This is a genomic window from Gaiella sp. (assembly GCF_035710885.1).
GTDB lineage: Bacteria > Actinomycetota > Thermoleophilia > Gaiellales > Gaiellaceae > Gaiella.
The window spans coordinates 20,258-33,455 of sequence record NZ_DASTCS010000020.1; the positions used below are offsets into that span (position 1 = coordinate 20,258).

Annotated in this window: 13 protein-coding genes; 6 read left to right on the plus strand and 7 right to left on the minus strand. The window is 72.9% G+C overall.

The window, feature by feature from the left end; translation table 11 throughout:
• Positions 1 to 16 precede the first annotated feature (16 nt).
• Entirely contained in the window at positions 17 to 1,222 is a 1,206-nt protein-coding gene (locus VFO26_RS04435; RefSeq protein WP_325113681.1) for an acyl-CoA dehydrogenase family protein, read from the plus strand.
• A 123-nt stretch (positions 1,223 to 1,345) separates the two neighbouring features.
• Here VFO26_RS04435 and VFO26_RS04440 read toward each other — a convergent pair whose 3' ends face one another.
• The 7 genes from VFO26_RS04440 to VFO26_RS04470 form a co-directional block, all read right to left on the minus strand.
• On the minus strand, positions 1,346 to 1,960 hold the full coding sequence (locus tag VFO26_RS04440) for a transposase (RefSeq protein ID WP_325113682.1): 615 nt from the start codon (positions 1,958 to 1,960) through the stop codon (positions 1,346 to 1,348).
• A gap of 216 nt (positions 1,961 to 2,176) precedes the next feature.
• A complete protein-coding gene (locus tag VFO26_RS04445) occupies positions 2,177 to 2,869 on the minus strand; it encodes an SDR family oxidoreductase (RefSeq protein ID WP_325113683.1) in 693 nt (230 codons plus the stop codon).
• Complete coding sequence (locus VFO26_RS04450; RefSeq protein WP_325113684.1) at positions 2,866 to 3,780, minus strand: quinone oxidoreductase family protein; 915 nt, start codon at positions 3,778 to 3,780, stop codon at positions 2,866 to 2,868. Before VFO26_RS04450 ends, VFO26_RS04445 begins: the two co-directional genes overlap by 4 nt.
• A gap of 42 nt (positions 3,781 to 3,822) precedes the next feature.
• Positions 3,823 to 4,602, minus strand: coding sequence for an enoyl-CoA hydratase/isomerase family protein (locus tag VFO26_RS04455; protein WP_325113685.1), 780 nt, complete (start codon positions 4,600 to 4,602; stop codon positions 3,823 to 3,825).
• 9 nt (positions 4,603 to 4,611) lie between these two features.
• Positions 4,612 to 6,228, minus strand: coding sequence for a long-chain fatty acid--CoA ligase (locus VFO26_RS04460; RefSeq protein ID WP_325113686.1), 1,617 nt, complete (start codon positions 6,226 to 6,228; stop codon positions 4,612 to 4,614).
• Positions 6,228 to 7,154, minus strand: coding sequence for an acyl-CoA dehydrogenase family protein (locus VFO26_RS04465; protein WP_325113687.1), 927 nt, complete (start codon positions 7,152 to 7,154; stop codon positions 6,228 to 6,230). Before VFO26_RS04465 ends, VFO26_RS04460 begins: the two co-directional genes overlap by 1 nt.
• Positions 7,155 to 7,160: 6 nt before the next feature.
• The gene (locus VFO26_RS04470) at positions 7,161 to 8,321 is read right to left on the minus strand and encodes an acyl-CoA dehydrogenase family protein (RefSeq protein WP_325113688.1); all 1,161 of its coding nucleotides are present in this window, start codon (positions 8,319 to 8,321) and stop codon (positions 7,161 to 7,163) included.
• A gap of 170 nt (positions 8,322 to 8,491) precedes the next feature.
• Between VFO26_RS04470 and VFO26_RS04475 the strand changes: the two genes are divergently transcribed.
• The 5 genes from VFO26_RS04475 to VFO26_RS04495 are packed head-to-tail and all read left to right on the plus strand — an operon-like array spanning position 8,492 to position 13,167.
• Positions 8,492 to 9,538, plus strand: coding sequence for a MoxR family ATPase (locus VFO26_RS04475; RefSeq protein WP_325113689.1), 1,047 nt, complete (start codon positions 8,492 to 8,494; stop codon positions 9,536 to 9,538).
• Complete coding sequence (locus VFO26_RS04480; RefSeq protein WP_325113690.1) at positions 9,535 to 10,464, plus strand: DUF58 domain-containing protein; 930 nt, start codon at positions 9,535 to 9,537, stop codon at positions 10,462 to 10,464. The genes VFO26_RS04475 and VFO26_RS04480 overlap by 4 nt, the downstream gene beginning before the upstream one ends.
• A complete protein-coding gene (locus VFO26_RS04485) occupies positions 10,461 to 11,447 on the plus strand; it encodes a VWA domain-containing protein (RefSeq protein ID WP_325113691.1) in 987 nt (328 codons plus the stop codon). Before VFO26_RS04480 ends, VFO26_RS04485 begins: the two co-directional genes overlap by 4 nt.
• Entirely contained in the window at positions 11,444 to 12,172 is a 729-nt protein-coding gene (locus VFO26_RS04490) for a hypothetical protein (RefSeq protein ID WP_325113692.1), read from the plus strand. The genes VFO26_RS04485 and VFO26_RS04490 overlap by 4 nt, the downstream gene beginning before the upstream one ends.
• Complete coding sequence (locus tag VFO26_RS04495) at positions 12,169 to 13,167, plus strand: VWA domain-containing protein (RefSeq protein ID WP_325113693.1); 999 nt, start codon at positions 12,169 to 12,171, stop codon at positions 13,165 to 13,167. Before VFO26_RS04490 ends, VFO26_RS04495 begins: the two co-directional genes overlap by 4 nt.
• Positions 13,168 to 13,198: the final 31 nt, after the last annotated feature.

Below are 13,198 nucleotides of genomic sequence, written 5' to 3' on the forward strand. Positions count from 1 at the left end.
GCAGGATCCTAGTCCCATGACCGAGACCCTCTTCCCCGCGGAGTACCTCGAGGCGCGTGCCCGCTACCGCGCGTTCATGGAGCAGCACGTCTACCCGAACGAGGCCGCGATCGGACGCGAGGACGACGCGGCGATGGCGCTGCTCGAGGATCTGCGCGCCCGTGCCCGCGACGAGGGCCTGTGGGCGCCCCACGTCCCGTCGGAGGCCGGCGGCACCGGTCTCGGGTTCCTCTACTACGCCTGCCTCAACGAGGAGATCGGGCGGTCGACGTACGCGCAGCTCGTGTTCGGCTGCCAGGCGCCGGACGCGGGAAACGCCGAGATCCTCCACCTGTTCGGCACGGGCGAGCAGAAGGAGCGCTTCCTGCGCCCGCTCGTCGCGGGCGAGGTGCGGTCGTTCTTCTCGATGACCGAGCCCGAGGTCTCCGGCTCGGACCCGACGCTGCTCAGGACGCGGGCGACGCGCGACGGCGACGAGTGGGTGATCGACGGGCACAAGTGGTTCTCCAGCGGGGCGGACGGGGCCGCCTTCGCGATCGTGTTCGCGATCTCGGACCCCGAGGCCGAGCCGCATCGGCGGGGGTCGATGATCCTCGTGCCCGTCGACACGCCGGGCGTCGACGTCGTTCGAGCCGTTCCGGTGATGGGGCATTCGGGCCGCGGCTGGAGCACGCACTGCGAGGTCCGATACACGGGCGCTCGTGTCCCGGTGACGAACACGCTCGGTGGGGAGGGGGACGCCTTCATGCTCGCGCAGAAGCGTCTCGGGCCGGGGCGGATCCACCACGTGATGCGCTGGCTCGGGCAGATGCAGCGCGCGTTCGGGCTGATGTGCCGGTACGCGAACGAGCGCGAGGCGTTCGGCGGCCCGCTCGCCGACAAGCAGACCGTCCAGAACTGGGTCGCCGACTCCGCCGCCGAGATCCAGGCCTGTCGCCTGCTGACCATGGATGCCGCGCGGAAGATCGACGAGGGCTCGGACGCGCGGGTCGAGGTCTCACTCCTGAAGTTCTACGCCGCGCGGGCGCTCTGTGACGTGATCGACCGCGCGATCCAGGTGCACGGCGCGCGCGGTCTGACGGACGAGACGCCGCTCGCGGTGATGGCGATGATGGCGCGCGGGGCCCGCATCTACGACGGGCCCGACGAGGTGCACCGGATGGTCGTCGCGCGGCGCATCCTGCGCTCGTTCCGCGACGGCGAGGGCTGGCAGTTCTCGTAGGCGGCTGGTCGCGCTCGCCGGGCGTCGGCGTGGGGCGGACGAGCGGTGTCAGACACCGATTTCCGTCAAGCCCGAAGCGTGCCGAGTCCGTGCCAGTCTCTCCACAACGCCTGCCGAGCTGGGTCAGACGGCGATCGCCGCGTGCATCGCCGCCTCGGCTGCCGTGTCGAACGCCGTATCCATCTGGCCCGCGGGCGATCTGAGGATGAATTCGACATAGCGCTGGCGAGCAGTTGCGGGGTCGTGTCCGAAGTGCTCGAGGATCTCGCCCACGCGCAGGTACTCGGGCGCGCGGACGAGGCCGGCGGTGGCCGCGAAGCTCGTCCATCGAGCGTCGAACGGCGACGCGTGTAGACCGGCATCGACGGGGTTGCGCGCGACGTAACGGAGCGTCCAGAGAAACTGCTCCTCCGTCTGCTGGAGCACGGCGCCGAAGCGATTGTCGAAGACGTGCGCGGTTCGACCCCAGCGCCGGTCGAACCGCAGGGCATACCGATGGTTCAGGCGTTGCATGAACCGCGAGAGCCCTTCCGCCGGGCAGCGGAAGATCCCGTGCCAGTGGTTGGGCATGAGCGACCAGCCGAAGCTCTCGAGCCGGTGCTTGCGAATGGCGGCGGCGAGGAGCATGTCGAACTCGACGTAGTCACCCTCGTTCAGGAAGATCGCCTGCCGGTTGCTCCCGCGTGAGAACACGTGGTAGATCGACCCCTCGATCCACTCTCGTGGCTGCCTCGCCATCCGTTCAATGTATAGGCAACAGCCGCTTCCAGGTGTCGTGTGGAGCGATTGGCACACACGTGGCACACGTCCGCCTTGACGAGGATCGGTGTCTGACACCGTCCCTTCGCCCCGCGCTGACCCGCCGGCGCGCGCCTCACGCACCGCCTCGGCATACGGCCGGCGCCCGGCCCGGGTCGCGTCGCGCGAGGGCAGGCGCACGTCCCGGGAGCCGGCTCAGGACAGCGACGGCGGCGGCCCGACGGATTCGTGCGCACGCCGCGGGCCGGGGAGCGTCGGGAAGCGGAAGTCGAGCGGCGGGCGGCCGGGCTGGACGACCCAGGCGTGCCCCGTCTCGCCCGACTGCAAAGCGACCCAGGCGGCCTCGGCCACGTCAGCCGCCGAGATGAGAGGGAAACCGGCCGCCGTCAGGCGCTCGCGGGCCGACCCCGCGACCATGGGCGTGTCCGCGAACCCGGGGCACACGGCGTTGACCGAGATCCCGCGCTCGGAGAGGGAAGCGGCGACGCTTCGCACGAAGCCGACGACCGCGTGCTTCGTCGCGGCGTAGACCGGGTCGTCGGGTACCGCGGTCAGCCCGGCCAGCGACGCAGTGCACACGATCCGCCCACGCGACGGCATCACGGTGGCGAGCCGGCGGACTCCGAGGACGACACCGTCGACGTTGACGGCCATCGCGCGGCGATAGCCGTCGACGGTCAGCGCCGCGGGGTCGGCCGGGCCGCCCAGGACGCCTGCGTTGAGGCACGCGACCTCGACCGGGCCGACCGCATCCCAGTGGTCGGGGTCGCTGACGTCGAACCCGGTCACGAGGTCGAGCGAGTCGACGTCGAAGCCCTCCGAGCGGAGGCGGGAGACGAGCGCAGCGCCGATGCCCGACGCGCCGCCGGTGACCAGCGCACGGCTCACGGGAGGAGCACGACCTTCCCCGTCGAGCGGCGCTCCGCCACGAGCCGAAGGGCCTCGTCCGCCTCCGCCAGCGGGTACGTCGCGCCGACGACGGGGGTGATCTCGTCGTTCGCCCACCGCCCGAGGAGCTCGGTCGCGGCTTCGTGGACGACCTCGGGCCGGAGCTTCATGAAGCGAGCGAGGTAGAACCCGGCCACGGACACGTTCCGGCCGACGAGCAGCGCCGGGTCGAGTGGCTGCCACGCACCGCCCGCGAAGCCGATCCCGATGATCGTCCCGAGCGGACGGAGCAGCTTGACCCCGGCCGAGAACAGCTCGCCGCCGACCTGGTCGAGGATCACGTCGAACGGCTCCAGCCCGCCGACCTCCTCGTACGTGACGGCGCCGGACGCGCCGAGGGCGCGCACGCGCTCTGCCTTGTCGGCCGATCCGACGGCGCCGACGACCTCGGCGCCCAGCGCGCGTGCGACCTGCACGCCCGCGCTGCCGACGCCTCCGGCCGCCGCGGTCACCAGCACCCGCGCCCCGGGCGCGATCCGCACCTGCCTCGTGAGCGGGATCCACGCGGTGAGAAACGCCAGCAGGAACGCGGCGCCTTCCTCGAACGACGCGCGTTCGGGCAGATCGAACAGCCAGTCGGCGTCCGCGACCGCCTTCTCGGCGTAGCCGCCGCCGTCGGCCCGCACGAATGCGATCACGCGGCGTCCCTCCGGCGTCTCGCCGGCGATCTCCGATCCCGGGACGAACGGGAGCGGCGGCGCCTGCGGATAGCGGCCCTCGCGGATGAGGACGTCCGCGTAGTTGACGCCTGCGGCCCGCACCTCGACCAGTGTCTGGCCCTTCCCCGGGGTCGGATCGGGCACCTCCTGCAGCGCGAGCCGCCGCTCCTCGTCGAGCACGACCGCCTTCATCGCGGGCCTCCACACCGCGTGTGTCGGATCAACACGAGCGGCTCAGCGCCCCGTGAAGACGGGGGCCCGCTTCTCGATGAACGCGGCGACGCCCTCCGCGCCGTCCTCGGAGCGGAGGCAGCGGACGAACCCGTCCGCCTCGCGCCGCAGGCCCTCCTCGAGCGGGAGGTCGCGCGTCGTCCTCGCGAGCTCGCGGAGCACGGCGACCGCGTGCGGCGACTGGGCGGCGATCTGCCCGGCGATCGTGAGTGCCGCCTCCTCGAGCTCGGCCACCGAGACGACCTTCTCGACCAGGCCCCAGGCGTACGCCGTCTCTGCGTCCACGAACTCGCCCGTCAGGTTGAGGAGCATCGCGCGGCCGATCCCGACGACGCGGGGCAGCCGCTGCGTGCCGCCCCCGCCGGGGATCAGCCCCAGCTTGATCTCCGGTTGCCCGAGCCGCGCGTCGTCCGAGCAGACGCGCACGTCGCAGCAGAGCGCCAGCTCGAGCCCGCCGCCGAGGCAGAACCCGCGGATCGCGGCGACGAAGGGAGTCCGGGCAGCGTCCATCCGGTGGCCGAGGCGCTGGATCCCGCGCGCCGAGCCGCCCTCCGAGGCGGACTCGCGGAGCGCGGGGAACTCCTTGATGTCCGCACCCGCGACGAACGCGCGCTCGCCGGCGCCGCGGAGGACGATCGCGCGGACGGCGTCGTCCGCGTCGAGCGCGTCGACCTCGGCCTCGAGCTCGTCGAGGAGGGCCGACGACAGCGCGTTCATCGGCGGATTGTCGATCGTGACGAGCGAGACGGCGTCGCGCCGCTCCGTGGAGACGTAGGTGCCCATGCGGGGGTTCTAACGATTCTCGGCTGCGACGGCGGACGAGAACCGCTCGCGCAGCGCGGTCTTGCGGAACTTGCCGACCGCGGTCTTCGGGATCTCGTCCACGTACTCGAACCGGTCGGGGAGCCAGAACTTCGCGAAGGACGGCGCCAGGTGGTCGCGGAGCTCCTCGTCGGTCGCCGTCGCTCCCTCGCGGAGGACGACGACGGCGAGCGGCCGCTCCGACCACTTGTCGTCCGGCACCGCGATCACGGCCGCCTCGGCGACGGCGGGGTGCCCCATCAGGGCGTTCTCGAGGGCCACGGTGGAGATCCACTCGCCGCCGGACTTGACGAGGTCCTTCGCACGGTCCTGGATCTCGACGTAGCCGTCACGCCCGATCGTGACGATGTCCCCCGTCCTGAACCACCCGTCGTCGGTCCAGCGGTCGGCCGCGTCCGGCGCCTCGAAGTAGGACGATGCGACCGACGGTCCTCGCACCTCGAGCTCGCCCATGCTCTCGCCGTCCCACGGCACGAGGCCCTCGACGCCGCGCGCGCGGATCTCGACGAAGGGGATCGGGGGGCCTTGCTGCGCGCGCTTGTCGTAGGCGGCGGCGCCCTCCAGGTCCTGCTCCTGTCCCGGCGCCCCCGAGATCGTGCCGATCGGAGACATCTCGGTCATGCCCCAGCCGTGCGTGATGTGCAGGCCGTGGCGGTCGCCGAACGCCTCGATCATCGCGCGGGGCGGCGCAGAGCCGCCGACCGTCATCGTCCGCATGCGGGAGAGGTCCCAGCCGCCCGGGTCGGCGTCCAACGCCTGGAGGATCCCCATCCAGATGGTGGGCACCCCGGCGGAGACCGTGACCTTCTCGGAGTCGAAGGCCTCGAGCAGGCTCTGCGGGTCGAGGTGAGGCCCGGGGAAGACCTGTTTCGCGCCGACGAGCGTACAGCTGAACGGGAAGCACCACGCATTCGCGTGGAACATCGGCACGACCGGGAGGACGGTGTCGCCCTCGGTGATCCCGAGCAGGGAGACGGCCGTCAGGGCGTGGATCGCGATCGCGCGGTGCGAGTAGACGACACCTTTGGGCTTGCCCGTGGTCCCGCTCGTGAAGCACATCGCAGCAGCGAGCCCCTCGTCGATGTCCCGGTAGGAGAAGGCGCTCTCGTCGGCGGCGGCGATCAGCTCCTCGTAGTCGAGCGCGCCGTCGGGTGTGTCGCCGGCGCCGACGGCGATCACGTGCTCGAACCCCACCCGGTCGACGAACTGCGCGGCGAGGGGCCACAGCACCTTGTCCACGACCAGCACGCGGTCGCCCGCGTGGGACGCGATGTACGTGTTGTCGTCGGGGTGGAGCCGGAGGTTCAGCGTGTGCGTGACGAACCCGCCGACCGGAGCGCCGATGTACGTCTCGAGATGCTCGTGGTGGTTCCACATGAGCGTGCCGACGCGGTCGCCGTCCTGCAGGCCGAGGCCGCGCAACGCCACCGCGAGGCGCTTCGCCCGGGACGCGAAGTCGCCGTACCCGTAGCGATGCCAGCTCTTGTCGGGGAGCCGCGAGACGATCTCGCGATCGCCGTAGAGCTCGTCACCGCGGCGGAGGATCGCCGGGACGTTGAGCTGGTAGTCCATCATCAGGCCCTGCATCACGTCCCTCCTCGGTCGAGCAGATGGCCGGCGACCTCGGCTCGGAGCTGCGCCGGTGAAGCCTCCCACGACTGGATCCAGAGCGCGCGCTTGTACAGCCGGTGCAGCACGTGCTCCCAGGTGAAGCCGATTCCGCCGTGCGCCTGGATCGCGCGCTCACACGCGAGCACCGCCGCGTCGGCGGCGTCGGCCTTCGCCGCCGCGGCCGCGACCGGCGCGTCCTCCTCGTCGTGCGCGACGCACCACGCCGCCCACCACGCGAGCGAGCGTGCCAGCTCGATCTCCGCGTGCGAGCTGGCGAGCGGGTGCGAGACGGCCTGGTACGTGCCGATGCGCCTGCCGAACTGCTCGCGGTCTGCGACGTATCCGACGGTCAGCTCGACCGCCCTGGCGCCGACGCCGACGGCCTCGAGCGCCAGGATCGCGAGCGAGCGCGAGCGCAGCGTCGGGAGCACGTCGGACGAGCAGAGCTCCCGCCCGGCCTCGCCGCCCGAGACCACGCCGAGCGGTCGGCTCTCGTCGCTCGTCGGGAGCATCTCGCGGTCGGCACCGTCGAGCTCCCAGATCGTGTCCCCGCCGACGACCGCCACGTTCGTGGCGGTGTCGAGGTCCGGGACGAGCGGGCCGAGTGCGAGCGTCCAGCTCGCGTCGCCCGCGGCGACGGCCGCCTGGTCGCTCCCGGGCAGGAACGGGAGGAGGGAGGACGTCGACCAGAGGGGCGCGTGCAGCAGCGCGCGGCCGGCCTCCTCGTGGAGGACGGCCTCCTCGACGAACGTGAGGCCCGCCCCGCCGTGCTCCTCCGGCACGCCCGCGCCGGTCCAGCCGAGCTCGGCGAGCTGCGCCCAGGTCGGCCCGGACGTCGCCTCGAGAAACGCGCGCGCCTGCCCGCGGAGCTCCTCCTGGAGGGGGGTGAACGAGAGGTCCACCCTCGGCTACCTCGACCTCGGCAGCCCGAGCACGCGCTCGGCGACGATGTTGCGCAGGATCTCCGACGTCCCGGCCTCGATCGTGTTCCCGCGGCTGCGGAGCTGCTGGGTCGGCCAGTAGCCACCGTACGGCGCGTTGGGCGCGAGCAGCAGCGCGTCCGGCCCGAGCAGCTCGAGCGCCAGCTTCGTCACGCGCTGGTTCCCCTCGGACCACTGGAGCTTGAGGATCGAGCCCTCGGGACCGGGGATCCCGGTTCGCTCGAGTGCGGACAGCGACCGGTTCGCGGTGACGCGCAGCGCCTGGAGGTGGATCCACTCGCGGGCGATCGCCTCGCGCTGCGTCGGAGTGGCACCCCGGTCGACGGCGAGCCCGATGAGCTTCTGCACCTGGACCTCGAGCCGCGCCACGAGGGCGAACCCGAGCGTCCCCCGCTCGTGCAGGAGGGTCGTCATGGCGACGTCCCAGCCGCCGCCGACGTCGCCGATCACGTTCTCGACCGGCACCTCGACGCCGCTCAGGAAGATCTCGTTGAACTCGGCCTCGCCCGTGATCTGCCGGAGCGGCCGAACCTCGACCCCGGGCGCGTGCATGTCGACGATCACGTACGTCAGCCCCGCGTGACGCTCCGAGGTCGGGTCCGAGCGGGCGAGGAGGATGCAGAAGTCGGCGATATGCGCGTACGAGGACCAGACCTTCTGCCCGTCGAGCACGAACCGGTCGCCCTCGAGGCGCGCGGACGTGCGGACGCCCGCCAGATCGGAGCCGGCTCCCGGTTCCGAGAACCCCTGACACCAGATCTCCTCCGCGGCCAGCAGGGGCTGCAGGTACCGGGCCTTCTGTGCCTCCGTGCCCCGGGTGATGATCGTCGGGCCTGCCATCCCGAGCCCGATCACGCCGATGTGCGGCGGCCCCTCCGCGCGCGCCTCCTCCTCGAGGTAGATCGCCTGGAAGCGGGGCGCGAGCCCGCGGCCGCCGTACTCCTTCGGCCAGGAGATGCCGACCCAGCCGCCGTCGTAGAGGGCGCGGCTCCACGCACGAACCTCGGGCCCGTCGAACCTCGCCGCGCCGCCCCGATGGCCCCGGAGCTCGTCCGGGAGGTTGGTCTCGAGCCAGGCACGGACCTCGTCGCGGAAGCGCGCCTCCTCGGGCGTGTCGCGGAAGTCCATGCGGCGATGCTAGAGCCTCGAGGCGCGCGTTTCACGCCGAGGCGCATTTCCTGCTCACAGCGAGAAATAACCGCCCCGCAACATGGAGATGGGGGCGGCGGTCTACCATCGGGCGACGGGCGCGCCGCCCGCCGGCCGCTCGCCGTCCGACGTCGACGCGAGGAGCGCACATGTCCGCACCGGAGAGCGAGCCCACCATCCCGGCAGCAGAGTCCCCGCCGCCCGCACGCGACCCCGACGCGCCGCGCGCCCTCCTGGAGGAGGCGCTCGTCGAGGTCAAGCGCGTCATCGCCGGCCAGGACGAGATGCTCGAGCGCGTGCTCGTGTGCCTGGTCGCAGGGGGCCACCTGCTGATCGAGGGCGTGCCCGGCCTGGCCAAGACCCTCACCATCAAGACGACCGCAGCGGTTCTGGGCGGCTCGTTCCGCCGGATCCAGTTCACGCCGGACCTCGTGCCCTCCGACCTCGTCGGGACGCGAGTCTACCGCCCCGACCAGGCGAACTTCGAGACCGACCTCGGTCCCGTGTTCTGCAACTTCCTGCTCGCCGACGAGATCAACCGCGCACCCGCCAAGGTGCAGTCCGCGCTGCTCGAGGTGATGCAGGAGCGCCAGGTCACGATCGGCCACGACACCCATTTCGTGCCGCAGCCGTTCCTCGTGATGGCGACCCAGAACCCGATCGAGTCCGAGGGGACGTACCCGCTGCCCGAGGCGCAGGTCGACCGGTTCATGCTCAAGATCCTCGTCGGCTATCCGGAGCGCGACGAGGAGCTGACGGTTGTGAACCGCTCCCTCGAGGACCCCGTCGAGGTGCGCCAGGTGCTGCCGCTCTCGGAGCTCTCGGCGCTCCAGAGCAGCGTCAAGGACATCTACGTCGACCCCGGTCTCGTGAGCTACGCGGTCAGTCTGGCCGCCGCGACACGCGAGCCCGCCACGTTCGGCCTCGACGGCATCGCCGAGTTCGTCGCCTACGGCGCGAGCCCGCGCGGCCCGATCGCCCTCGTCCAGAGCGCGCGCGCGCTCGCCCTCGTGCACGGACGTGACTACGTCATCCCGGCAGACCTCCGCGCGCTCGTCAAGGACGCGTTCCGCCACCGGCTCGTCCTGACCTATCAGGCGCTCGCCGAGGAGCGGACCGCCGACGACGTCCTCGACGCGGTGATCGCGGCCGTGCCGCAGCCGCGGCTCGAGCTCGGGAGACCCGCGGCCGCGTGATCCGCGTCCTCAAGGCACTCGGGGCGGAGCCGACTCCGTCCCGCCCCGGCCCCGGTCCCGTCCCCGAGGGCCTGCTGAAGGCGCTCGAGCTGACGATCGCCCGCCGCGTCGACGGCCTGCTCGCGGGCGACCACCGCTCTGCGCTGCTCGGGCGCGGGACCGAGCTCGCTCAGGTCCGCCCGTATGTGCCGGGGGACGACGTGCGGCTGATCGACTGGAACGTCACCGCCCGGACGACGGAGCCGCACGTCCGCGTCCACCTCGCCGAGCGTGTCCTCGTCACGTGGATCGTGCTCGACCTGTCGCCGTCGATGGCGTTCGGCACCGCCGCCCGCCGCAAGGCGGACGTCGCGCTCGGGGTGACCCTCGCGATCGGGCATGCGGCGACCGTCCGCGGCAACCGGGTCGGGCTCGTCGGCTTCGGCGGCGCAACCGAGCGCGTCCTGCCGCCGACGCAGGGGCGGGCCGGGCTCGTCGGCCTGCTGCTCGCGCTCCGTGACGGGTACGAGCCGGATGGGAGCTCGGGCATGCCCCTGGCCGAGGCGCTCACGCGCGTTGCCGGCGCCGCTCGACAGCGTGCGCTCGTCGTCGTCGTCTCCGACTTCCGCGGGCCGCGCGACTGGCGACGGCCGCTGCTGCGGCTCGCGGGCAGGCATCAGGTCGTCGCGATGGAGGTGCGCGACCCGCGGGAGCAGGCACTCGAGCCGGTCGGGACGCTGTGGCTCGTCGACCCCGAGAGCGGGCACGAGCTGCAGGTCGACACGAACGACGGGAAGCTGCGCGCCCGGTTCGCAGAGGCGGCGGCGGAGGAGCGCACGGCGGTCGCGCGAGAGCTCACGAGCGCCGGCGTGGCACACGTCGCCCTCTCGACCGACCGAGACTGGTTGCGGGACCTGGCCGTCTTCCTCCGGAGGAAGCGCAGATGAGCTTCGCCTGGCCGATCGCGCTCGTCGGCCTCCTGGCGATCCCGGTCATGGCGGGCCTCCACGTGCTGGCCAACCGCAGGAGACGGCGCGGCGCCGAGCGCTTCGCCAATCCCGCGCTCGTGCCGAACCTCGTCGCCGCCTCCCCCGGATGGCGGCGCCACGTCCCGGCGGTTCTCGCCCTGGGTGCGCTCGCGCTGCTGATCGTCGGTGTCGCGAGACCGCACCTCGTCCAGGACGTGACCCGCGACGAGGCGACGATCGTCCTCGCGATCGACACGTCGCGCTCCATGGAGGCGCAGGACGTGCAGCCGACCCGCTTCGACGCTGCGAAGCAGGCCGCGCTCGCGTTCATCGACGAGGTTCCCGATGACTACAGCGTGGGAATCGTCTCGTTCTCGACCTCGGCCGACCCGGTGCTCCCGCCGACGGCCGACCGCGAGGCGGCGCGAGCCGCGATCGCCGAGCTCCGCCTCGGCTCCGGGACTGCGATCGGGACTGCGATCAGCAGGTCCGTCGACCTCGCTCTCGCGCGCCGGCCGGGCGAGGAGCCCGATCCCGTGCCGCAGGCGGGCGAGGCCTCCCCTGCGGCGGTGCTGCTCCTCTCCGACGGCGCGCAGACGGCCGGGGACATCCGGCCGGGGCCGGCGGCCCAGCGGGCGCGGCGGCTCGGCGTGCCGGTCTCCACGGTCGCGCTCGGCACGGGGGAGGCGGTCGTCGAGGTGCCACGGCCCGGCGGGCTCAAGGAGCGCGTGGTCGTGGCCCCGGACGTGCCGACCCTGCGCCTGATCGCGAGCACGACGGGCGGGACCTTCTCCGAGGCGCCGAGCGCGGCACGCCTCGAGGCCGTCTATCGCGAGCTCGGCACCCGGCTCGCCCGCGACCGGAAGCGCGTCGAGGTCACCTCCGCCTTCGCCGCGGGTGGCGCGGTGCTGCTGCTCCTCGGCGGCGCGCTCTCGTCTCTCTGGTTCAGGCGGGCGCTGTGAAGCGGGTCTCGATCGTGGCCGTCGTGGTGCTGGCGTGTGCCGTGGGGCTCGCCCGCCCGGGAACAGCCCGAGCGGCCGACGAGTGCCGCGGCCTGCAGACGTGCCTCCCGGTCCCCGGGCCGTGGGTCGTGATCCCGGCGCCGACGCGCGGCGGTGTCTCCACCGTCGTCTGGGAGATGCGCTGCCCCCTGCGGGGCTACATCGTCGCCGGCATCGATGCCCGGGTCGCCGACCGCGCGACCGACGTGAGCATCCGCGGCGAGAACGGCGCCCCGGTGGGCCCGGGGGTGACGACCGGGCGCGAGGTCGTGTTCACGGCCGTCTACACGGGCGGCCTGCCGCGTCCGACGTCGTTCCAGCCGTTCATCGGCTGCGTCCCGACCTCGGGGGGCGGGGCACGGGGCGAGACCGCGGTGAGACGACCTGCCGCGTACGTTCCGGCGAAGCCGATCGACAGGCGCGTGACCCGCAAGCGGCTCGTCTCCGGTGCGTCGGTACGGGCCGTGGGACGTTGTCCCGCGGGGACGCGGCTGCTGGGGACGACACACGCCTACGGCTTCCACATCCCGGACGAGCCCGGCTCGACGCTCCTGCGCGCCGTTCGCATCCGGCGCACCACGTCGGGGCGCACGGTCAGCGCCGTCGCGACCGTGGCCGCCTCCGTGCCGCAGTCGCTCCGGATCGAGCTGCAGCTCCACGCCCTCTGCACGCGGGGCACACGGTGAGCTTCGAGGCGCCCGCGCTGCTCGTCGGCCTCGCCGTCGTACCGCTCGCCGCGCTCGGCTACTGGCTCCTGCAGCGCCGACCTCCTCGCTTCGCGGTGCGCTACACGAACCTCGACGTGCTCGCAGCGGTTGCGGGCCGGCGCCGTGCCTGGAAGCGCCACGTCCCCGCCGCGTTGCTGCTCCTCGCGCTCGCCGCGCTCGCGGTGGCGTTCGCCCGACCCACGGTCACCGTGAAGGCGCCGAACGAGCGGGCGAGCGTCGTGCTGGTCGTAGACACCTCGGGCTCGATGCGCGCCACGGACGTGAAGCCGACGAGGCTGGCCGCGGCGAAGAACGCGATGCGCTCCTTCCTGGACTCGGCGCCCGACTCCCTTCGCGTCGGCGTCGTCTCGTTCTCGGACGAGCCGCACGTCGTCGTCTCGCCGACGGTCGACCGCGCCATGCTCGACCAGGGGATCGACGTGCTCGGGCCAGGCTTCGGGACCGCGATCGGCGACGGCCTGGCCCGCGCGGTCGACCTCGCGCGCTCGGCCACCGGTGCCGCCGCGGAGGGCGATGGCCAGGGGGCAGCGCTGAAGGACGCCGACGGGCGCTCGCTCGCCTCGATCCTCCTGCTCTCGGATGGAGCGCAGACCCGCGGGCTGCTGAGCCCCGGTCAGGGGGCGCAGCGCGCCCAGGTGGCCGGGATCCCCGTCTTCACGATCGCGCTCGGAACGGAGGGCGGCACGATCCTCGCCGGCCCACCGGGCCAGGAGCAGCTGATCCCCGTCCCGCCCGACCGCGAGACGCTCGCCGCGATCGCCGAGTACACCGGTGCCCAGGCGTTCGACGCGGAGAGCGCGGACGCACTGGAGAAGGTCTACGCGGGGCTGGGCTCGCGGGTCGGCCGCGAGGACCGCCCGCGCGAGGTGACCGCGATGTTCGTCGCGGCGGCGGCGCTGCTGCTCGCGGGCGGTGCGGGCCTCGCGCTGCTGAGCGCCCCCCGGCTGCCGTAGACCCCCGCCGCGGGCACGCGTAGGATCACGC